Source organism: Psychrobacter sp. P11G3 (assembly GCF_001435845.1).
GTDB lineage: Bacteria > Pseudomonadota > Gammaproteobacteria > Pseudomonadales > Moraxellaceae > Psychrobacter.
Genome location: NZ_CM003596.1, coordinates 2,294,069 through 2,315,196, shown reverse-complemented (window position 1 = coordinate 2,315,196; position 21,128 = coordinate 2,294,069). Strand labels below are relative to the sequence as shown.

Annotated in this window: 17 protein-coding genes; 9 read left to right on the top strand and 8 right to left on the bottom strand. The window is 43.0% G+C overall.

Features of this window, described 5'->3' with window-relative positions:
- Nucleotides 1-64 precede the first annotated feature (64 nt).
- Nucleotides 65-1,822, bottom strand: coding sequence for a sensor histidine kinase (locus AK824_RS09275; RefSeq protein WP_057760967.1), 1,758 nt, complete (start codon nt 1,820-1,822; stop codon nt 65-67).
- A 34-nt stretch (nt 1,823-1,856) separates the two neighbouring features.
- Complete coding sequence (locus AK824_RS09270; protein WP_057760965.1) at nt 1,857-2,492, bottom strand: response regulator; 636 nt, start codon at nt 2,490-2,492, stop codon at nt 1,857-1,859.
- A gap of 393 nt (nt 2,493-2,885) precedes the next feature.
- Here AK824_RS09270 and AK824_RS09265 point away from each other — a divergent pair, with 393 nt between their 5' ends.
- Nucleotides 2,886-3,968, top strand: coding sequence for a serine hydrolase (locus AK824_RS09265; RefSeq protein ID WP_057760963.1), 1,083 nt, complete (start codon nt 2,886-2,888; stop codon nt 3,966-3,968).
- 87 nt (nt 3,969-4,055) lie between these two features.
- Nucleotides 4,056-4,724, top strand: a complete 669-nt coding sequence (locus AK824_RS09260) for a thiamine phosphate synthase (RefSeq protein WP_057760961.1) — start codon at nt 4,056-4,058, stop codon at nt 4,722-4,724.
- Between the two features lie 65 nt (nt 4,725-4,789).
- Here the strand turns inward: AK824_RS09260 and AK824_RS09255 are convergent, their stop codons facing one another.
- A complete protein-coding gene (locus AK824_RS09255; RefSeq protein WP_057760959.1) occupies nt 4,790-5,119 on the bottom strand; it encodes a TraR/DksA family transcriptional regulator in 330 nt (109 codons plus the stop codon).
- 499 nt (nt 5,120-5,618) lie between these two features.
- Between AK824_RS09255 and AK824_RS09250 the strand changes: the two genes are divergently transcribed.
- The 5 genes from AK824_RS09250 (at nt 5,619) to ruvB (ending at nt 10,798) form a co-directional block, all read left to right on the top strand.
- Nucleotides 5,619-6,833 (top strand): phosphoglycerate kinase, encoded by a 1,215-nt coding sequence (locus tag AK824_RS09250; protein ID WP_057760957.1) that lies wholly within the window; start codon nt 5,619-5,621, stop codon nt 6,831-6,833.
- Nucleotides 6,834-7,090: 257 nt separating this feature from the next.
- A complete protein-coding gene (locus tag AK824_RS09245; RefSeq protein WP_057760955.1) occupies nt 7,091-7,477 on the top strand; it encodes a hypothetical protein in 387 nt (128 codons plus the stop codon).
- 425 nt (nt 7,478-7,902) lie between these two features.
- Nucleotides 7,903-8,940, top strand: a complete 1,038-nt coding sequence (gene fba / locus AK824_RS09240; protein WP_057760953.1) for a class II fructose-bisphosphate aldolase — start codon at nt 7,903-7,905, stop codon at nt 8,938-8,940.
- A 78-nt stretch (nt 8,941-9,018) separates the two neighbouring features.
- Nucleotides 9,019-9,639 (top strand): Holliday junction branch migration protein RuvA, encoded by a 621-nt coding sequence (gene ruvA / locus AK824_RS09235; RefSeq protein ID WP_057760951.1) that lies wholly within the window; start codon nt 9,019-9,021, stop codon nt 9,637-9,639.
- 175 nt (nt 9,640-9,814) lie between these two features.
- A complete protein-coding gene (gene ruvB / locus AK824_RS09230; protein WP_057760949.1) occupies nt 9,815-10,798 on the top strand; it encodes a Holliday junction branch migration DNA helicase RuvB in 984 nt (327 codons plus the stop codon).
- A gap of 104 nt (nt 10,799-10,902) precedes the next feature.
- On the opposite strand, the gene AK824_RS09225 is transcribed toward ruvB, so the two are convergent.
- The 5 genes from AK824_RS09225 to AK824_RS09205 form a co-directional block, all read right to left on the bottom strand.
- The gene (locus tag AK824_RS09225; RefSeq protein ID WP_057760947.1) at nt 10,903-12,330 is read right to left on the bottom strand and encodes an FAD-binding oxidoreductase; all 1,428 of its coding nucleotides are present in this window, start codon (nt 12,328-12,330) and stop codon (nt 10,903-10,905) included.
- Between the two features lie 96 nt (nt 12,331-12,426).
- Nucleotides 12,427-14,088: an ABC1 kinase family protein gene (locus tag AK824_RS09220; protein ID WP_057760945.1), complete on the bottom strand. Its 1,662-nt coding sequence runs from the start codon at nt 14,086-14,088 to the stop codon at nt 12,427-12,429.
- A gap of 102 nt (nt 14,089-14,190) precedes the next feature.
- Entirely contained in the window at nt 14,191-14,895 is a 705-nt protein-coding gene (locus tag AK824_RS09215; protein WP_057760943.1) for a ubiquinone biosynthesis accessory factor UbiJ, read from the bottom strand.
- 118 nt (nt 14,896-15,013) lie between these two features.
- Nucleotides 15,014-16,114 (bottom strand): bifunctional demethylmenaquinone methyltransferase/2-methoxy-6-polyprenyl-1,4-benzoquinol methylase UbiE, encoded by a 1,101-nt coding sequence (ubiE, locus tag AK824_RS09210; protein ID WP_057760941.1) that lies wholly within the window; start codon nt 16,112-16,114, stop codon nt 15,014-15,016.
- Nucleotides 16,115-16,204: 90 nt separating this feature from the next.
- Nucleotides 16,205-16,918 (bottom strand): FFLEELY motif protein, encoded by a 714-nt coding sequence (locus AK824_RS09205; protein WP_057760939.1) that lies wholly within the window; start codon nt 16,916-16,918, stop codon nt 16,205-16,207.
- 320 nt (nt 16,919-17,238) lie between these two features.
- Here AK824_RS09205 and AK824_RS09200 point away from each other — a divergent pair, with 320 nt between their 5' ends.
- Together AK824_RS09200 and AK824_RS09195 are read left to right on the top strand one after the other, a co-directional pair.
- On the top strand, nt 17,239-18,942 hold the full coding sequence (locus AK824_RS09200; RefSeq protein ID WP_057760937.1) for an ATPase: 1,704 nt from the start codon (nt 17,239-17,241) through the stop codon (nt 18,940-18,942).
- A 566-nt stretch (nt 18,943-19,508) separates the two neighbouring features.
- Nucleotides 19,509-21,116: an inorganic phosphate transporter gene (locus AK824_RS09195; RefSeq protein ID WP_057760935.1), complete on the top strand. Its 1,608-nt coding sequence runs from the start codon at nt 19,509-19,511 to the stop codon at nt 21,114-21,116.
- The last annotated feature ends 12 nt before the right edge of the window (nt 21,117-21,128 follow it).

Below are 21,128 nucleotides of genomic sequence, written 5' to 3'. Positions count from 1 at the left end.
TATTTTATGGCTATAAAATCAATAGCTGGGTCTAGATAGGTGTAATAGCTTTCCAAAGATAAATTTAGGTAAGATTTTCTTCAATAGTTTGAAATTTATTTTCAGATTTAATAGAAGGCACAATCAATCGAAAGCATGTTTTCTCATGTTCAGGAATGTAGAGTAGACGTGCTTGATTGGCTTCACAAAATGCTTGTGATAAATAGAGCCCCAGTCCTGTACCAGCTTTATCTGTTGTAAAAAACGGATCGAACAAAAGTTCTAAATTTCCAGCATTAATACCATCACCATTATCCAATATATCGATTATAACATCGTTGTCTGCGCAGTAAATGTCGATTTCCACATAAGCGTGGGGATGAGCATAGCTGCTATAACGCAGGCCATTGTTGATTAGGTTGATTAATATCTGCTCTAACTGATGAGTATCAAATGATATGATGGGTTTGGTTTTTATTCGTAGAAAAATGTCGTGTCCTTGAAAGTAATTCTCCAAAAACGATGGCATCCATTCAGCCAATTCGAGCACCTGCTGGGTAGCCGTCTGCTGACGAGACAGCTTTAAAATATCCTCAATGATACGGTTTACACGTTTTGTCTGTGAAAATATCATTTCATAAAGCTCATGGTTTCCAGTCATGGCAGCATTCGATTCACTTGTTAATGCACTGTCATCTTCCATTTGTTCTGCAACATCTTCCATTAATAGCTGGCTGGCTTGTGATATCGCTGCTAATGGGTTTCTGATTTCATGGGCAATACTGGCAGTTAATTGCCCTAAAGAAGCCAGTTTTAGTTGTTGAGCACTGGCTTGCTCACGGCGTAAGTCTTCTAATATGACAAGTTTGCTATCGTCTTTTAGTGGAATAATCTGTACACGTAATTTGCCAAATATTGAGGCATTTGCCACAGCTGGCACGTCGTAGGTAAAAGCGCGTGACTGCCCAGATGCTACCGACAAGCAGGCATTAAACAACTGTGAATGCTGCTTATTGAGTTGCTGCTCAAAATTAGAGAGAAGTGCTTTGTTATGAGTCTCTTTTGTATCGTCAAGGGTATTCTGTGCTGTAGTAGGCGTGATAAGTGATAGACTCAGCAACTGATGTGCGGCAAGGTTTGCTAAGACAATATGTTGCTTATCGATAACGATAACACCATTCACCATCTGCGTGATAACCTCTTGATTAATCACGTTTAGTCGCTCGACTTCCCTAGCATGGTTTGCTGCGACCTTTTCAAGCTGTACCAATCGCTGAGAGATAGACCAACTCAAACCGCCCACTGCTAAAAAACTCGCTGACATCAGCAGCGCATCACCTAGATTGGCTAGACTCATGCTATTAGCAATAGCGTAGAAAAATTGCTGATAAATAACCAGAATGATGGCAAGTAAAGTAATAACCAGTGCTTGTGAACCATGTAGTAGCATAAAGCTAGCTGCGACGACCACCATGTATAGCATGGTTAACTGCAAATCAGGGTTACCTGTTGTGTAGAGCAGTAGACTTAATATAATAACGTCTAAGGCCAGTCCGAATGCCAGTTGGCGGCGCATATGTTTTCTAACGACATAAAATAATCCAAGCAGTATCAAGCTCAACAGTACATAGAAGCTCAGAATAGTTTGTTGTAAAAAACTTGGTAAAGAAGTGCCATCACCAGTACGAGCAGAGATATATAGCATGAGCATAGAGAACAGGCTAACGACGAAGCGATAGCTGCTATAAATCAGCCCTAACTTACGCAACTGCGGCAGAGGAAGCGTATCGTCATGATGTACATAACGAGTAATGGCAGAGCTAAGATTGGTAGCAGGGTTCATAAACTGGCCGTAATAGAATAAACGCTAAAATGGTTTATGGTTGAATCAGACCATGACGAATGGCCAAGTGAGTTAATTTAACATCACTATCAACCCCAACTTTTTCATAAATACGGTAGCGATACGTATTAATGGTCTTGACGCTAACAAATAATTGATCGGCTATTTGCTGAGGGCTCTGACAATTAACAACCATCATGGCCACTTGTTTTTCTCTGTCACTCAATAAGTCAAAAGGTGAGTTTGCATTATCAGATAACAAAACATCTGCTAACTGTTCAGCCACATCCTGACTGAAGTAACGACCTCCCTGATAAATCTTTTTGACCGCACGTATCATTTCATCAAGTGGCGTGCCTTTGGTAATGTAACCATTAACACCTGCTTTGATCAGCATTGAGGGATAGGGCTGTGCAGACATACTACTGACCGCCAAAATCTTGATACCCATGTCGAGTTGTATCAGACGTTTGGTTGCTTCGAGCCCGCCAATATTCGGCATATTGACGTCTAGCAAAATCACATCAGGATGTAATTGTTTGGCCTGTTTGATAGCCATGTCACCGCTGTCTGCTTCACCTATTACTTCAATATCGGGGCTGTCTGACAACATACGGCTAATACCCATCCGTACCAAATCATGATCATCTACCACTAATACTTTAATCATAACCATACTCTTTATTGATTGTCAGAATGAACGCTCTATTAGGTCCAAATAGTATAAAAAACGAATATATTTCAACCATTATTGTTATCTTCGTATATTCAAAATACCGCTGATTAATATAACAAAATACGAGTAATCATAACATTCGAAGTTAAATTATATTGCTGCAGTGTGATTTGATGTTTCTGTAATATAAATTGGTTGTAGCAAAGTTTGAATGAAGCCAAAAAAAACTACTAAATCAGTTTGATAGATTAAACTTAAATGTAAACCATGATACACTAAAAATACAAAAGCTCTATGTGAGTACTTACAAACACATCTATAAACGCTACGTACGTTTTTGGCGTCAGACAATATGTAACTGGCGTAATAGCGACAGCAGGAGGCATAATGAAGCAACTACCATTAACCAAACAGCAATTGATCGCTGCTATGATTTCATTGAGTTTGGGCAGTGTTGCACAAGCCGCACTTACAATTAATGGTAGCACTGACACTGCCTCTAGTGCACGCCTGAGTTGGGGCGGCGCTGATAGCTTGTCTGAAGCCCGCAACATAATGTACAAGTCTAATGGCTCTGCTATTAAAAAAGTCGATAATGGCTATGGTACTACCAATATTACGAATACTAATAGTTTTGCTAGTAGTAATAACACCAATAGTGCTCGCTATAACACAACCTATCGCGGGGCGTTTGGTAGTAGCGATATGATTCCGATTAGTACCGATTCACGTAGTGTTGCGGTGATCGATGCTGAAACTGGCGAATCTATCTACGAAAAAGATGCTGATATTGCGCGTCCTATGGCTAGTATCACCAAAGTTATGACGGCTATGGTGGTGTTGGATGCTGGCCTTGATATGCGTGAAGAAATCACGCTTGATCCAGAAGATTTCGTTGGTCCCAAGCGTGCAAGCTCACGTTTGAAATCAGGTGATCGTTTGAACCGTGCTGAGATGCTATTGATGGCGTTGATGAAGTCTGAAAATCCAGCAGCGAAGAGCCTAGCGCGTAATTACCCAGGTGGCTATGATGCCTTTATGCGTGCGATGAATCGTAAAGCGCAAGACTTAGGTATGAATACGGCATTTTTTGGCGATCCAACTGGACTTGATAAGCGCAACGTAGCTTCTTCAAAAGATCTGGTTAAGATGGTACGTGCCGCTGGTAACTATGATGTGATTCGTCGTTTCTCTACCACTAAGAGCTATGACTTTTTTGTCTCAAATTACTCAAGTGGTAACCGTACCTATAAAGCCAGTAATACTAGCACGTTGGTCCGTGACGGCAGCTATCCAATCGGTATCTCTAAGACAGGCTTTATCAATGAAGCCGGACGTTGTGTTGTAATGGAAACTCGGGTCAATAACCGTCCTGCGATTATCGTTATCTTAGGGGCAAACAGCTCAGCAACACGTTGGGGCGATGCTAAAAATATCTTAAATAGTTTAGCTACACGCCGTACAGTGTAAGTTTGCTATTCTAAATATATAAAAAAGCTGTTATATCATATAACGGCTTTTTTATTGTGTTGAATTTAAGAATTAAGGATACACGCTATGGGTCATTCACCATTCTCCTCAGTTATGCCTAAGCTATATTTATTGACCAACGACGATGAGTTCGAGCTGTTGTATCAAAAGCTAGAGGCAGCCTTATCGACAGGGTTAATTGCACTATTACAAATTCGTCGTAAGCAAGTTCTTAGTCTGCCTGATGGAGCTTTGCAGCTTTTTGATGAGGCGCAAAAAATCGTCGAGTTAGCTAAAATATACAACGTGCCAGTCGTTATTAATGATGACGTGAAATTAGCTGAAAGGCTTGGCGTCGGAGTGCATCTTGGTCAAACAGACGGCAGTATCGGTGATGCTCTACAGTCTCTATCACCGCATCAAATCATCGGTCGTACCTGCCATGGTGATATAGAGCTGATTAAAGAAGCAAAAAACGACGGCGCAAGTTATGCTGCGATGGGTGCTGTATTTACTTCTACGACTAAGCCAAATGCTAATATCATTTCACGTCAGCAGCTTGTGGAAGGGTGTCAGCAAGGCATACCAATATGTGTGATAGGGGGGTTAACCGCAGAAAATGTCTCAGAGCTAGTAGATTTGCCCATTGCGCTTGTGGCAGTAGTTGGGGATATTATGGACTTGCCAGTAGCAAATATAGCTCAGCGCTGTCACGAATGGCAGCAGGCATTTTCCGAATGGAAAATACCTACTTGAAACATGCTTTTTAGAGAAGTTTTAGAGTAGCAATAGTCTTATAATATAGTATTAATATGACAGTGCTACTCAGCGTGTTCCATACATAAGGTAGCATAGGGCAGCGCTTCTAAGCGTTGCTTTTCGATCTGTTCACCGCAGACTTCACACTCGCCATAAGTACCATTTTCAATCCGACCTAATGCATTTTCTACATAGATTAAGCTTTGACGCGCCTCGCTCATTAAGTTTTTACGCATGTCGTTTTGACGATAGGATATGGCCTGATCTTCCCAATGTTCATTGAGATCATCTTGCGGATTTTGAATGTGATCTTCTATCTTATCAATTCGAGATTCGTACTCATCTTTTAATTTTAATAGGTTTTGTTTCGCAGTGTCTAAGTTGATGTTCATTATTTTCTCCTAATGGATTATTTTTATTGTCAATGTTTCTATCATAAAGAGCTTGACTGCTGAGTACCACCACGAAATGTTACGGTTTATTGACTATGCTTGAAGCTAGCAACTGCAATTGTTGCAATCGAAAAATGGTCTAAGAATTTAGACTAAATATTTTAAACGTGCTGAAATTTGTGTCAGGTTGCTTGTGAGACTGCGCTAGAAAACTGGTAGAATACATCGCCGCTGAATTCTGCTTACTTGATCGACCTATTAGAGTGGTTCGATAAGTGTAAGAGCCAAGCGTTAAAAAATATTAAAAAGTAATAAAGCTGATAGTGACGATATAGCTTGGATATAAAATAGCTTATTTATAAAGCCGGTTAGTAAGAGTGCTACGAAATAGTAGCACTCTTAGCACTGAATCTGACTTATATAGAGCGGACTATAATAGTCATATTAGTAACGACAGTAATCGAAAATTAATAGATATATTGATGCATAGGAGCAGGTAATGAATTTTTTGCGTATGAGTGAGTTGAACTTAACGGATAAAGTGGTGTTGATCCGAGAAGATTTAAATGTGCCTATTAAAGGTGGTAAGGTCACGAGCGATGCGCGCTTGCAAGCCAGTCTGCCTACCATCAAAATGGCGCTCGAAAAAGGCGCTGCGGTAATTGTTTGCTCACATTTAGGCCGCCCAACAGAAGGCAATCCTGAAACTGTATACTCATTGGCACCAGTCGCTGACTATTTGACGGACAAATTAAGCTCGCAATTATCGACACCTGTACGTCTTAATAGTGATTACCTTACCCAAGGTGCCAATGTAAAATCTGGCGAAGTGGTTCTATTAGAAAATGTACGCTTCAACGACGGTGAAAAGAAAAACGATGCCACGCTGGCGAAAAAGTATGCTGATTTGTGCGATGTGTTTGTGATGGACGCTTTTGGTACAGCGCACCGTGCACAGGCATCAACAGAGGGTGTTACACAAGCAATGCGTCAAGCAGACAAAACTGTGTGTGCAGGGCCATTGTTAGCTGCTGAACTTGATGCTTTAAGCCTAGCACTTGAAACACCAGCACAGCCAATGCTTGCTATCGTTGGTGGGTCAAAAGTGTCCACCAAATTAGAAGTGCTACACAGCTTGGCCGAAGTATGCACGCAAATTATTGTTGGTGGCGGTATTGCCAACACTTTCTTGGCAGCACAAGGTCACAGTGTTGGCGCCTCATTGTACGAAGCAGACTTGCTAGATACTGCACGTGACATTATGACCAAGACTGAAATTCTACTGCCTGAATACGTCGTCGTCGCTGATAAAAACGACATCGATTTCGCTGACTTTACTGGCTCATTGCAAAAAGCCACTGCAACGATCAAATCAGTTGATGCGATCGGTGACAATGACATGATATTGGACATCGCACCAGAAAGCGCAAAGCAACTTGCCGATGCCATTATCAATGCAAAAACCATATTGTGGAATGGTCCAGTGGGTGTCTTTGAGGTCGATGCTTTCGGGCAAGGCACACAGATATTGGCCACTGCTGTAAGAGACAGCGATGGTTTCTCTATCGCAGGCGGCGGTGATACGTTAGCGGCTATCGATAAATATCAAGTTGCTGATGGTGTGAGTTATATGTCAACAGGTGGCGGTGCGTTTTTAGAGTTTGTAGAAGGTAAAGTACTTCCAGCAGTCGCTGCGCTGCAAATAGATGCCTAACTAATTAACGATACTCTGTAGCTTAGTAACATTAGACGTACAACTAACTTTAAATAACTAATGTAGTCTGTAAAAATAATATTTTGGCTGTTGATTTGCTTGTTTTTATTGATATAAGTAAGCGCAATAGCCATCGATTATTATTAAGCAGTCATTATTTATTTATATACTGAAAATTATTATTGCATGTCTGATTCGCACTCTATAAAATAGCGCGACCATGTATTTTGACATGCATTATTTACGAGAGGTTTATTATGTTAAAACGTCATTTATTACTTGCTAGCGTACTTGCTGGTACCTTTGCAATCACTGCATGTAGCCAACAAACAGAAGAAAACACTGAAGCTGCTGTTGAATCTGCTGGCGACGATGCTGCTGCAAACGCTGATGCTGCTGCCGCTGAAACAGACGCTGCTGCTGCTGAAGCTGAAGCTGCTGCTCAAGACGCTGGTACTGAAATTGCCGAAGGCGCTGACACTGCTGGTGCAGCTGCGACAGACGCTCTAGAAAATACTGGTGATGCTATTGCTGAGAGCACTAACACAGCGGTTGAAAATACTGCTGAAGCTGTTGCTGATGGCGCTAACGCTGTCGCTGATGGCGCAAATGATGTTGCAGTTGATGCAGAGCAACAGTACTAAGCTACGCGATAACTAAGCACTATTAACTAAGCACTATAATGACTGATTTACTGGGATTATATCGATTGATAGATAATCCTCTGTAAATAATATTTAAAAGGGTCATTGCTTTATAAGCCTCAAAATACTAGAAAAGCCTTGGTGATTGCCAAGGCTTTTTGCGTTGTATGTCATTGTGCAGTTTATAAAGTAACAGTTTATGAAAGTTAAACTGAGATCAAAAGACGGTATAGACTGACAAATAGTCGGTCAACTGCTACGAAGACAGAACAATTTTTGCTATAATCACCGCGTGGTAATCATATCCAGCATCATTCAGACTTTCATTAGCCTATATACGGTCAGTATGGTCGGATATACAGTGAAATGATTGCTATCAAGCTGTTTTTTAAAATACTATTCAAAATCTAATCAGAGAGCGTCTTATGGCCCTAATATCCTTACGTCAACTTCTAGATCATGCCGCTGAACACAGCTATGGTGTTCCTGCCTTTAACGTCAATAACTTAGAGCAAATGCGTGCAATCATGATGGCTGCGGATGCTTGTGATTCACCTGTTATTGTCCAAGCCAGTGCAGGCGCACGTAACTATGCAGGGTCAGCATTTTTGCGTCATTTGATTATCGCTGCGATCGAAGAATGGCCACATATTCCAGTGGTAATGCATCAAGATCACGGTATGTCGCCAGCTATCTGCCAACGCTCAATCCAATTAGGTTTCTCATCAGTGATGATGGACGGCTCACTTGGTGAAGATGGCAAAACGCCAATGGACTACGATTACAACGCTAGCGTCACGCGCGAAGTCGTCAAAATGGCACACGCTTGCGGTGTTTCTGTAGAGGGCGAAATCGGTTGTTTAGGTAGTCTTGAAACTGGTATGGCTGGTGAAGAAGATGGCTCTGGCGCTGAAGGCGTATTAGATCATGAGCAGCTCTTGACCAGTGCTGATGAAGCTGAACAGTTTGTAAAAGATACCAATGTCGATGCGTTAGCAATTGCTATCGGTACTAGTCATGGTGCTTACAAGTTCACACGTCCACCGACAGGCGACATTTTGTCTATTGAGCGCGTAAAAGAGATTCATGCCCGTATTCCTAATACGCACTTGGTCATGCATGGTTCTTCATCAGTGCCACAAGAATGGCTAAAAGTTATTAATGAAAATGGTGGTGATATCGGCGAAACTTATGGTGTGCCAGTTGAGCAAATCGTTGAAGCGATTAAACATGGCGTACGCAAAGTAAACATCGATACGGATTTACGTCTGGCATCAACTGGTGCTATCCGTGAATTCCTTGCAAAAAATCCAAGTGAGTTCGATCCGCGTAAATACTTCAAAGCGTCTATGGTAGCCATGTCAGATATCTGTACCAATCGTTTTGAAGCGTTTGGTTCTGCAGGTCAAGCACACAAAATTCGTCCAACCAGTCTTGAAGGTATGGTGAATTTTTACCAATAAGACTTTGTTGTAGAACGTAGTTGTTAATCATAAAATAGCAGCTGATTTTATAATATCCTACATAAGAGGTCGTAAATAATGATTGGATTGATTACCGGACAGGTGCAGTACTTGATGGCACCGATGGCTTGTATCATGACAACCTCTGGTGTGGGTTATGATATCGAACTGCCATTGCCTTCGTTTTGCCAGTTACAGCTTAATGAACAAGCCAGCATTTGGACACATTTCCATGTTCGCGAAGATGCACAGTTGCTCTATGGCTTTATTGATCGAAAAGAACGTGATGTCTTTCGCCAGTTAATTAAAATTAACGGTGTTGGGGCAAAAATGGCCTTGGCCATGTTGTCTGCAATGTCAGCAGCTGAGCTAAAGATGCACGTCGAGCAAGAGTCGGAAACGGCATTGACTCGCATCCCAGGCATCGGTAAAAAGACGGCGCAACGCTTATTGATTGAGCTAAAAGATAAGCTAAAAAATATCGACGCTGATAATGGTGCGTTTGAGTTGACGCCTCAGGAAACTACGATTTCTCACGAAGGCAGTATCATCGCTGAAGTGGAAGGCGCGTTGATTAGCTTGGGTTACAAAGAAAAAGAAGCTCAGCTAGCGATCAAAGCTGCTAAGAGTAAAGGAGATACTTTTGCTGATACTCAAGGCTTATTAAAAGCTACTTTGCAGCAGCTATCTGGCTTTTAATTCATATTAACTAGCCATCTATCGATGATAACCACATAATTTATTAAATTAATAAGCGACATTAAATGTCGCTTATTTTCGTTTTAGTGCTCGCTTAATGAGGTTTTGCATGACTTATGCGCAGCGTTTGGTTATGCTATTTGTTAACTAATTTTTTAATATAATGATAAATTCTATGACGCAAGATCGTTTAATTAATCCGCTAGAAGGTGCAAGTGATGCTCCTGATGCCAATATCCGACCAGCATTATTGGCTGAGTATATTGGTCAGCCGGTGGTACGTGAGCAGATGGAAGTGTTCATCGGTGCTGCTCGTGGCCGTGACGAAGCGCTAGATCACACACTTATATTTGGACCACCGGGTCTAGGCAAGACGACCCTCGCCAACATTATCGCTCGTGAAATGGGTGGTAATCTGCGCTCTACTTCAGGGCCTGTGCTTGAGCGCCCAGGAGATTTGGCGGCCATGTTGACCAACCTAGAAGCGGGTGATGTGTTGTTTATTGATGAAATTCACCGTCTAAGCTCGGTTATTGAAGAGATACTTTATCCAGCGATGGAAGATTTCCAATTAGATATTATGATTGGTGAAGGGCCTGCTGCGCGTTCTATCAAGCTTGATTTGCCACCGTTTACCTTGGTAGCAGCAACGACTAGAGCAGGGTTACTGACGTCACCACTACGTGACCGTTTTGGGATTGTACAGCGCCTTGAGTTTTACAATATCGCTGATCTAACGACGATTGTCAGTCGCGCAGCACGTCTAATGCGTGTACCAATGAGTGAAGATGGCGCTGTAGAGATTGCCCGCCGTGCACGTGGTACACCAAGGATTGCTAACCGCCTATTACGCCGCGTGCGTGACTATGCCGAGGTGAGAGGCGATGGTAGTATTAATGGCGCGATTGCAGGTAGCGCGCTAGATATGTTGGCAGTGGATAGACGTGGTCTTGATCATCTAGACAGACGCTATATCGAAATATTGCACGAGCGTTTTGACGGTGGTCCTGCTGGTGTTGAAGCAGTGGCAGCAGCGATGGCTGAAGACCGTGGTACGCTCGAAGATGTGATTGAGCCGTATCTGATTCAACAAGGTTATGTGCTGCGTACGGCTCGTGGCCGCGTACTGACACAGATGGCAATCGACCAGATGTTATAATAATCAGTATTCAATAAAAAAATGCGTCTACTTTTGATGAGAAGTAGGCGCATTTTTTTGGCTATTGCTTTGATTTTAGTATGGTCTTAGTCTTTATAATAGTATTAGGAAATAGATAAGGCCTCAGGCCATATTTTCCCTGGATTAAGGATGTTTTTAGGATCGAGGGCTGCCTTGATAGCTTCCATAAGTATCAACGCATTACCATGTTCTTGCTGCATATATTTTTGTTTGCCTTGTCCGATCCCGTGCTCACCCGTACAAGTACCATCCATCTCGATAGCCCGTGTAGCGAGGCGACCGATAATACCCTCAGCGGTAGCTACCTCTTCAGGATTATTGGTATCGACCAATAATAAAACATGAAAGTTACCGTCGCCTACATGACCTACGATTGGCCCAATCATCCCTGATGCTTCAATATCTTTTGCAGTGGCGCTGACACATTCTGCCAAGCGCGAAATAGGTACGCAAGCGTCAGTCGATAGAGCGCTTGTCTCAGGACGTAACGCACAGCTAGCATGATAAGCATTGTGTCTTGCCTGCCAGAGACGTTTACGCTCAGCTTCATTGGTATCCCAAGCAAAGTCACGACCATCGAACTCTTCGATGATATCAGCAAACATTTGCGCTTGTTCAGCAACGCTTGCTTCTGTACCGTGAAATTCGACGAATAGCGTAGGCATTTCGGTTAAATCGAGATTGGCATATTGATTACATGCTTTGATTTGCATTGCATCAAGCAGCTCGATACGAGCAATAGGTAAGCACATCTGAATGGTTAGCATTACTGCCTGGCAAGCATCTTCAATGGTTGAAAAATGACAAATGCCGCTGCCTATACACTCGCTAATACCAAATAGTTTCAGCGTGACTTCAGTGACAATACCAAGGGTGCCTTCTGAGCCTATCATCAAGCGTGTCAAATCATAACCGGCCGCAGACTTCTTGGCACGTGTGCCTGTTCGTACGATATCGCCACTTGCGGTCACTACTTCTAGTGCGAGTACCACATCTTTCATAGTGCCATAACGTACCGCATTAGTACCTGAGGCACGAGTGGCGACCATGCCACCAATACTGGCATTGGCACCGGGATCTATCGGAAAAAACAGCCCTGTATCGCGCAGATAATGGTTTAGCTGCTCACGCGTCACGCCAGGCTGGACGGTAACGGTCAAATCTTCATTATTAACCTGTAAAATAGCATCCATCGCATGCATATCGATGCACAGTCCACCATAGGGAGCATTTAATTGTCCTTCCAAAGAAGAGCCGATACCAAAAGCAATCACTGGCATTTGATGCTGATGGCAAATTTTAACGGCCGCAGCTACTTCCTGTTTGTCCTGTACTGTTAATACTGCATCTGGAGGCTGATTGGCTAACCACGTCATGGTATGGCCATGCTGCTCACGCACTGTAGCGTTCAAACTCAGTTGTTTACCAAAACGTTCCTGCAAAGCTGTGATAGCCTCACTATAGTCTGGTTTACTAGTGTTATGGGTCTGTGACAGTGGTAGCGCTGACATGAGGGTTCCTATAGATAACGAGAATATTTAGCATTAACTTAGCATATTCAATATCCATTTGATATGCTTTGTTGACAGACATTTGTTCTATCATAACTAAGTTAGGATGCGCCAAACAACTACCAAGATAGCCAGTATATAAAATATAGGTGATAGCCAGCCGATAACTTGCGTAGCGATAGCAATAAAAATAGCAAACCCTGCAAGTGCCAACCAATCACGACGACGGTCGTTTAGAATGTCAGCGCGAATCTGCTGTATCTCGCGTAGTTGACTGTCCTGACGAGAGCCCTGTGAGGCAAGGCTTTGTAGTCCTTGATCTAATAGTTTAGGAATATCAGTGGTAGACAGGAGCATTTCAGGCAGTTGCTGGCGCAGTTGCTGTAGATTACGCATAGGATCTAACTGCTCTTTAATCCAACTGCTTAGAATTGGCTTGGCAAGTGACCAAATATCAAGGTCAGGATATAAATCACGACCAAGTCCTTCCACATGGACCAAAGTTTTTAGCAGAAGCATCAACTGCGGCGGAATACTCATATGATGTCTACGCGCAATGTCTAGAATCTGCATCAGTACGCCCGCAAAGTCGATATCATCGATTGACTTCTGTAGCATAGGGCCGACGGTACGTTTCATATCACGCATCAGGGCATGCTTATCAGCATTTGGTGGTATCCAACCTGCACGGCTAACAATATCAACCACAGCGGTAAAGTTATTGTTCATCACGGCAAGTAACATCCGCGCCACGATGAGCTGATCGTCTTTTGATAAAGTGCCCATGATGGCGCAATCAAGCCCGATATAACGTGGTTCATGACCTAAATCAACTGCTTCCATACCTGCATGTAAGGTTTGCACGGGTGGTGTTTCTACGAACACATTGCCTGGATGCATATCAGCATGAAAGAAATTATCACGGAAGACCTGGGTAAAAAATATCGTTAGGCCTTTTTCTGCAAGCGCTGCACGGTCATAGCCCAACTGATCGAACATCTCAACTTGTGAGATAGGAACGCCTTGGATGCGCTCCATGACCATCACGTTTTTGGCAGCATCATAGACTTCAGGGACATACATCAGTGCTGAACCTAAGAAGTTATTACGCATCTGAGTAGTATTATCAGCCTCAAGCGTCAAATCAAGCTCATTGAGCATGACTTGCCGATAGTCTTCGACAATATCAATGATATGGATGGCACGTGCCGCCTCAATACGCGCAGATGCCCAACTTGCCAATTCCCGCAACAGTTCAAAATCAGAAACAATCACAGTGCGAATATCGGGGCGAACCACTTTTACCACGACTTCACGCCCATCATGTAGGGCAGCCGTGTGTACTTGGGCAATAGAAGCGGCCGCTAGCGGTTTTATATCGAACCGGGCAAACAGCGTTTCAATCGACTGACCAAGACCATGTTTAGGATGTTGAATTTGAGCGACAGCAATATCAGCGTCAAAAGGCTTAACTTTGTCCTGCAACTGAATCAACTGAGCGATAATCTCAGGCGGTACCAAGTCGCGACGTGTTGAGAGTAACTGGCCTAATTTTAGAAACAGCGTACCCATATCCTCAAGCGCATACTTAATCGCATTTGGTTGGTGCTTCTTGCCCCATGCTGCTGGATGCATGCGAATTAATCGCGCCAAAGGTTGTAGCTGTGGTGCTTCTTCGATAGAAAAATGGGTATCAAGGCGATACATTGCGGCGATACGCCAAAGCTCAAGTAGACGAGCGCGGTGCGATAATAGCATGGGATTAAGTACTCTAAACAAAGATAAAAATAGGGTAGGCGCTGCGCTTAATCATAAATAGTGCCATCGGTAATAGCGTTCATTTATGATTGATGCAATTGGCTATTGATGAAACGAGTTATTCAGAAACTGCGCCTGCTCTTCTTTGATAGCAGCAAGTTTGGCTTCTTCTCGTTCGACGTCAGCACGTAATTTTAACAATTGCTGCTTAAGATCATTTACTTCAGCCACCTCGATAGGGTCAGGTGTGCTATTGCCAGCCACTTCATTGGCCCAATCACTAACGTCATCAAAAGCACGTTTTGCACTATGACGCCAGCTACCTTTGAGCTGAGAGATAAGGAGATGTAACTGGCTAGCCATTGGCTTACCAATAAACGGCTCAAGCTGTCCAGCCACGTCAGGATCAAATCCTGCAACCAGTTGTTTGAGCTGCATCAGCACCTTGTAATCACCAGCGATTGGCAGGTTACCTTCTGCGCCACGCATTAGATTGAGCAGTTGAGCGGCATTGTCTACAGTGATGGTACAATCTGGACGACTATGACCAAAACGTGCGCGCTCCATGCTGGCTTTTTGGCGCTCATTCATTTGGCCACTTGGCTCAAATACGCTCTCCGTCGTGACCGGCTCAAAGCGCAAACGCTCATGAGTGAACAAGATGTCTAAATGAATCTCAGGCAATCCCATATTAAGACGTAACACTTTACCTGCAAGCGGTGCTAAACCTGCTTTGGTAATCTCATCACTAGCAATGGCAATATTAATTAGCTTTTCGGCACCAGCTAATAGAAGGACAGTCAGCATAAGGCTCTCGCATCGGTAAGTGAGCGCCTTTGCATCAGCTGCATCAGCGCATCGTGTGTTCGTGTTAGGTTCAATATGGCCTATCAAACGTAATAGTCTTGCCAATCGTGCTCGATCGTTACGCTTTAAAGCCGCGATGGACAGCCACGATACCAGCAGTCAGGTTATGATAATCACAATTCTCAAAACCAGCTTGTTGCATCATCTGCTTAAGTGTCTGCTGATCAGGATGCATACGAATTGACTCAGCTAAGTACTGATAACTTTCAGCATCATTAGCAATCAGCTTACCCATCACTGGCAATGCAGTAAATGAATACAAATCATAGGCCTTAGAGAGTGGCTCAAATACTGGCTTTGAGAATTCCAGAATCAAGAGACGACCGCCTGGCTTTAGGACGCGATACATAGACTTTAGCGCGGCATCTTTGTCTGTGACGTTACGCAAACCAAAGCTAATAGTGACTAAATCAAAGCTTTCGTCATCAAAAGGGGCCAACGTCTCAGCGTTCGCCAACACAAAATCAACATTATTGCAGCCAGCATTGATTAAGCGCTCGCGGCCCACTTCTAGCATGGCAGCATTGATATCAGATAATACAACATGGCCATTTCTACCGACTTCACGGCTGAATACTTTGGCTAAGTCGCCTGTACCGCCCGCGATATCTAGTACATGCTGACCGGCACGAACACCTGATAGACTGATAGCATAGCGCTTCCACAAACGATGAATACCAAATGACATGAGATCATTCATAATGTCGTATTTTTTGGCGACGGAGGTGAATACATCAGCCACACGTGCTTGTTTTTCGGCTTTGTTGACTGTCTTATAGCCAAAGTGAGTTTGCTCATTGCCATCAGTTTCAGGCGTATGTGGGTTATTGATATCATCACGTTGATTGAAAAGCGCTTGCCTTTCTGTGCGTACTGAAGTATCCGTGCCGGTTGATTTTTCGGTGTTTGGCATAGTCGTTTGTTGGCCTTGTGGCGTTCCAGTTGGTAGGTCTTGGACTTTAGTAAAGTCGCTATTGTCGTCATTAGCAACGCTATTATTCTTGCTCGCCACGACACTGGTAGTTTGGTTACGTAATATCTGCGCGCTAATCTGCTGATTATTAGTAATACTGTCTTTTACCAGTTTGTCTTGCAAATGACCATTGGTCGTTGTGGCTTGATTAGAAGTCGCGCTGCTATCTTTTGAGTTATCAGTCATCATATTGTCCTAGAATTTATTTTTATGATTGTCTTTATCGGAGAAAATTGTCAAATAGTGAGTGTCAATTGGCTATTTAACATATTGAGCTTATGATACACCAAACGCTACTGGCTTACTGCCATTATCCGTATCATGAACCTGATCGATAATGGACAGTTCACGCTCGCAGAACGGCTCAATAAAATCGCTGACGCTACTCAGAGGTTTCATGGCCTTAAAGCCTGTATCAATAAAATCATAAAGCGGCTGGTAACCATGACGATAGGCTGTGCTTTTTGCTAGTGCAAAGGCTTTTTTGAGCATAAACGAATTTAGATGTTTGTCCGTGCGATAACAGACGTCTTTTAAATTGGCAATCTGAACTCGGCGCTCGTTTTCTTCATCGACAGTACGATAGGCGGTTAGCATATTCTCTTCATTTACTGGTAAATCTTGAGCGAGTAACCACTGGGCTAAATGCAGATCTAGCTCAATAGCGAAAATCGCCGCTTGGATACCCATGCTACCAGCCTCTAGAGCTGACTCTTTGGCAAGGCGCTCTAGCTTTTTCGCTTTTGGCAGGATACGTGCTAACTGATCTGCTAACAATTTGAACTCTTCGCCGCCATATAGCTGGGTGAGGAAGTAATCTGCCATTAGTTGGTTTTTAGGTTGTTCAAATAGCTCGCGATGCGTCTGCTGGAGACGTGTTTGTTGCCATGATTGTACTTCTTTGAGCTTAGCATTTAATGCATCATCTTGGTGATGAGGCATCGCCCAAAAACGTGTCAAATGCTGTTGCAAATCAGCTAAAGCGGTCATGGCAGTGAATCCTGTAGAAGTAAATAGGGTGATCAAATTTAAGTATGGTTGTTTTAAGTATCGTGATTCAGGGTTATGAGCTTTTGAACAACTGTTCTATCCTATACTCAAAATTGTGTTCACCTTAAAAGAAAACAATTAAGAATACAAATACCAATCTGTTACACAGTAATATTATTTACCCGATTGGCGCAGTGCTATGATTAAATGAAATAAAAATGAACAATAAGATCGAAATATTAAGAGTTGTCCTATTAATAGCTATCCCATAAGTCATTCAACGGTAAAGCAGCCCAATAAGAATAATAGCGAGTGTAGACATGTCTAAAAAAAATGATACTACTGAACCAAAAGCACCACAAGCGGTAAGTACACAATTTAGTGAGCAAGTTGTGGAGCAGCGTCTAAAGCCCAATCCTTTAAGTCAGTTTTCACTGGATGAGGATTCGCTTAGACTGGCATTGGTAACTGCTCAATACGCTTTAAAAGCCACTCGCCAGCAAACGCCGCAGACCCTCAATAAGCCAACAGGTCTATTGGTGCTAGTTAATGGAATGGAGCAAGCAGGTAAGGGTACAGCCGTTAAGCAGTTACGGCAATGGGTGGATCCAAGGCTGCTTAAAGTTGAGGCCACTATCGGTCATTCGCTATTGAACTATCAACCCATTTGGCAAGCGCATACTAGCGCCATGCCGCGCCATGGTGATGTCATGGTGTATTTCGGCAACTGGTATGCTGATTTATTATACAATGTCATGCGACTAGCGACATCAGATAGTGAGAACCTTGAAGCATTATCAAATGATAAAGGTCAAAAAAGTAAAAATCCGCTTCCTATCGCTCAGTGGCAAGACTATCTACAGCAGCAGTTAGACAGGCTAAAGGCATTTGAAAACGATCTCATTGCCAATCAAACCAAATTACTAAAATGTTGGTTTCATGTTGATATCGAAACGTTGCACAGTCGCTTAAAGGATGATGAAGCAGATCCGCAGTTTTTGTATCAAATTGACTGGAATAATAAGCAAGTCATTGAGAAGTTTAATGAGGTGGCTGCGACCTTGCTGCGTCAACAGGATGATTGGGTCATCATTGATGGTGACGATAAGTTAGAGGCCGCTGATAACTTCTGCCATCTGGTGCTACATTCTATGCAAACCGCGCTGGCAAGTAGTCAGGCAGATAGCAATGATAACGACAACGACAATGACAAGGGAATGTCAGAAAACCGTTCCCAGTCCGAAAAACTGGAACTTAACTCAGATACTAAACAAAAACAGTTTGAGCCTGTATCGATACCTAAGCAGCTGACGTCTATTAAAGATAAGAAAATCAGTAAGTCCGACTATCATGAGGCATTGGCAGAGAAGCAAGCACGGCTTGCTGAGTTGCTACGTGCACGCCAAGGTCGGCATGTGGTGTTTGCCTTTGAAGGAATGGACGCTGCCGGAAAGGGCGGTGCAATCAAAAGGTTGGTTGCACCGTTAGATCCTCGCGAGTATCAAATTTATAATATTGGCGCACCGATGTTGTATGAGACCCAGCACCCTTACTTGTGGCGATTCTGGACGCGATTGCCTGACGAGCAGAAAAATCGTATCAGCCGTATCGCTATTTTCGATCGTACTTGGTATGGGCGCGTGTTGGTTGAGCGCATCGAAGGATTTGCGTCTCCTGATGAATGGCAACGAGCATATGATGAAATTAATCGTTTTGAGGAGGACTTGGCAGCAGCAGGAACGTTGGTTATCAAATATTGGTTAGCGATTGATAAAAAAGAGCAGCTTAAACGGTTTGAAGATCGTCAAGAAACACCGCATAAGCAATTTAAACTGACGGATGATGACTGGCGTAACCGTGATAAATGGTCAGACTATGTGCAGTCTGCAGCAGATATGCTGGCACGCACAGATACAACGACAGCGCCATGGTGTGTTATTGCGACCAATGAAAAACGTCAAGCGCGTTTAGATGTGTTAGATCATGCTATTGAGCAGTTGTCTGCATTTACTGAAAGCAAGTAGTTGTTAAGAATGAATGAGTTTTAAGGGCTCTTATAGGTTTATATAGCTGTATTTTTCAAGTATTTCCTAAGTAGGATAGCTCGAAACATATTCGAGTTATCCTGTCTTTTACAGAGTGTGGTCTTGTCCGTATACACTCACAGTTACAAATCTCGCAATATCATCATGCATTATGTGCTCATATTTAATATAATAGAGCGCAAAACAGCTCCTGCTAAATAATAATTTTAATTTAGCAAACAACGTATTTTGGTTATTTAGTATAGATAACTTAATAATTACGACAAAAATTGTTACAATAGCTGTTAGTAGTACCACAAATATCGCTAAGAAATATATAAGCCGCAAGATGCTGTAATCAGACGATTTGGCAATATGACTTGCGGCTTTGTGACATGTTGAGGGATGTATTTTCCCTTTCGCTCTAGTCGGTCAAAACCTTCTAACCGCATGTTGTATATTTTCTATTGCTAATTCATTAGGTGCTGCAATAAGCACTGTGAGTAGCAGCGTAATATTATCAACCTCATATAATTTTCATCAGCTTACGCAGGACGTACTAACGTATGGGTATTAGCAGCAGTTCTACAGAGTCAGTCAAGCCAGTTGGCTCTATGAGAATAAATCTATTTTTTGCCATTTTACTGATTGCGATGACTTCCTACTTTTTGTGGTGGGGTTTAGATTACACCATGCGTCAGCAAACGACGCTATTCATCGTGGCGACCGCTTTTGGTGTCTTTATGGCATTCAATATCGGTGGTAACGATGTCGCCAACTCATTTGGTACTTCGGTGGGTGCAGGGACGTTGACTATCCCGCAAGCATTGGGTATTGCCGCGATATTTGAAGTATCGGGGGCAGTCCTTGCAGGCGGGGAGGTGACTGATACGATTCGAAGCGGCATCGTCGATCTAGATGGTTTATCAGTGACGCCCAATCAGTTCATTTATGTCATGCTCTCCGCATTGGTTGCAGCAGCATTTTGGCTGTTATTTGCGACCAAAAAAGGTCTGCCCGTTTCGACCACTCACTCCATTATTGGCGGTGTGATTGGTAGCTCCATTGTTTTAGGTATCACGTTAGGTGGTACGGACATGGCGCTATCAACGGTAGACTGGGGAACGGTTGGAACTATCGCTATTTCTTGGGTGTTGTCGCCGCTACTAGGTGGCGTGTTGTCTTATCTTTTATATGGACAAATCAAGAAAAACATCATCGAATATAATGATAAAACCGAAGCTCATATTGCGACGCTAAAAGGCAATAAAAAAGTCTTAAAGCAAAACCACAAAGAGTTTTTGGATGGTTTGACAGAGTCTGAGCAATTGGCCTATACGTCAGCGATGCTACGTGATCAGGAAATCTATAAAGATGATGATTGTAACGTTGAAGACCTAGAAACTGATTACTACAAAAAGCTTTATGATATTGAGAATGAGCGTAGTAGCCTTGATACTCTAAAAGCACTTAAGCAGTGGGTACCTATCATTGCTGCCGCAGGTGGTGCGGTGATGACTTCTCTAGTCGTCTTTAAAGGTCTTAAAAATGTTAATAGCGGCCTGACCACACTGCAGGGCTTCTTGATTATGGGTATGATAGCGGCGCTAGTATGGTTAGCGACCTATATCTATACCAAGAGTATCCGCGGTAAGCATAAAGAAGATTTGACCAAAGCGACGTTCATTATGTTTAGCTGGATGCAGGTCTTTACCGCGTCAGCTTTTGCCTTCAGTCATGGTTCAAACGATATCGCCAACGCGGTTGGTCCTTTTGCCGCTATTATGGATGTGATTCGTACTAATAGTATCGCTACTGAAGCTGCGGTGCCACCTGCTGTCATGCTGACCTTTGGTGTGGCGCTAATCGTTGGTCTTTGGTTCATTGGTAAAGAAGTGATTCAAACCGTTGGTACCAATCTAGCGAAAATGCATCCAGCTTCAGGCTTCTCAGCTGAGTTGGCTGCTGCTGCAGTTGTGATGGGCGCATCGACGATGGGTCTGCCTGTATCAAGTACTCACACGCTAGTAGGCGCGGTATTGGGTATCGGTATTGTCAACAGAGATACTAACTGGAAGCTTATGAAACCGATTGGATTGGCTTGGATTGTAACGCTGCCTGCAGCGGCTACTATGTCTGCCATCAGTTATCTCGTATTGAGCAATATTTTTTAATGCGCTGTCTTT

Excerpts from the sequence above, each read along its gene's own strand:
- AK824_RS09275 (WP_057760967.1), bottom strand. The coding sequence starts at position 1,822 with ATGAACCCTGCTACCAATCTTAGCTCTGCCATTACTCGTTATGTACAT.
- AK824_RS09270 (WP_057760965.1), bottom strand. The coding sequence starts at position 2,492 with ATGATTAAAGTATTAGTGGTAGATGATCATGATTTGGTACGGATGGGT.
- AK824_RS09265 (WP_057760963.1), top strand. The coding sequence starts at position 2,886 with ATGAAGCAACTACCATTAACCAAACAGCAATTGATCGCTGCTATGATT.
- AK824_RS09260 (WP_057760961.1), top strand. The coding sequence starts at position 4,056 with ATGGGTCATTCACCATTCTCCTCAGTTATGCCTAAGCTATATTTATTG.
- AK824_RS09255 (WP_057760959.1), bottom strand. The coding sequence starts at position 5,119 with ATGAACATCAACTTAGACACTGCGAAACAAAACCTATTAAAATTAAAA.
- AK824_RS09250 (WP_057760957.1), top strand. The coding sequence starts at position 5,619 with ATGAATTTTTTGCGTATGAGTGAGTTGAACTTAACGGATAAAGTGGTG.
- AK824_RS09245 (WP_057760955.1), top strand. The coding sequence starts at position 7,091 with ATGTTAAAACGTCATTTATTACTTGCTAGCGTACTTGCTGGTACCTTT.
- fba (WP_057760953.1), top strand. The coding sequence starts at position 7,903 with ATGGCCCTAATATCCTTACGTCAACTTCTAGATCATGCCGCTGAACAC.
- ruvA (WP_057760951.1), top strand. The coding sequence starts at position 9,019 with ATGATTGGATTGATTACCGGACAGGTGCAGTACTTGATGGCACCGATG.
- ruvB (WP_057760949.1), top strand. The coding sequence starts at position 9,815 with ATGACGCAAGATCGTTTAATTAATCCGCTAGAAGGTGCAAGTGATGCT.
- AK824_RS09225 (WP_057760947.1), bottom strand. The coding sequence starts at position 12,330 with ATGTCAGCGCTACCACTGTCACAGACCCATAACACTAGTAAACCAGAC.
- AK824_RS09220 (WP_057760945.1), bottom strand. The coding sequence starts at position 14,088 with ATGCTATTATCGCACCGCGCTCGTCTACTTGAGCTTTGGCGTATCGCC.
- AK824_RS09215 (WP_057760943.1), bottom strand. The coding sequence starts at position 14,895 with ATGCTGACTGTCCTTCTATTAGCTGGTGCCGAAAAGCTAATTAATATT.
- ubiE (WP_057760941.1), bottom strand. The coding sequence starts at position 16,114 with ATGACTGATAACTCAAAAGATAGCAGCGCGACTTCTAATCAAGCCACA.
- AK824_RS09205 (WP_057760939.1), bottom strand. The coding sequence starts at position 16,918 with ATGACCGCTTTAGCTGATTTGCAACAGCATTTGACACGTTTTTGGGCG.
- AK824_RS09200 (WP_057760937.1), top strand. The coding sequence starts at position 17,239 with ATGTCTAAAAAAAATGATACTACTGAACCAAAAGCACCACAAGCGGTA.
- AK824_RS09195 (WP_057760935.1), top strand. The coding sequence starts at position 19,509 with ATGGGTATTAGCAGCAGTTCTACAGAGTCAGTCAAGCCAGTTGGCTCT.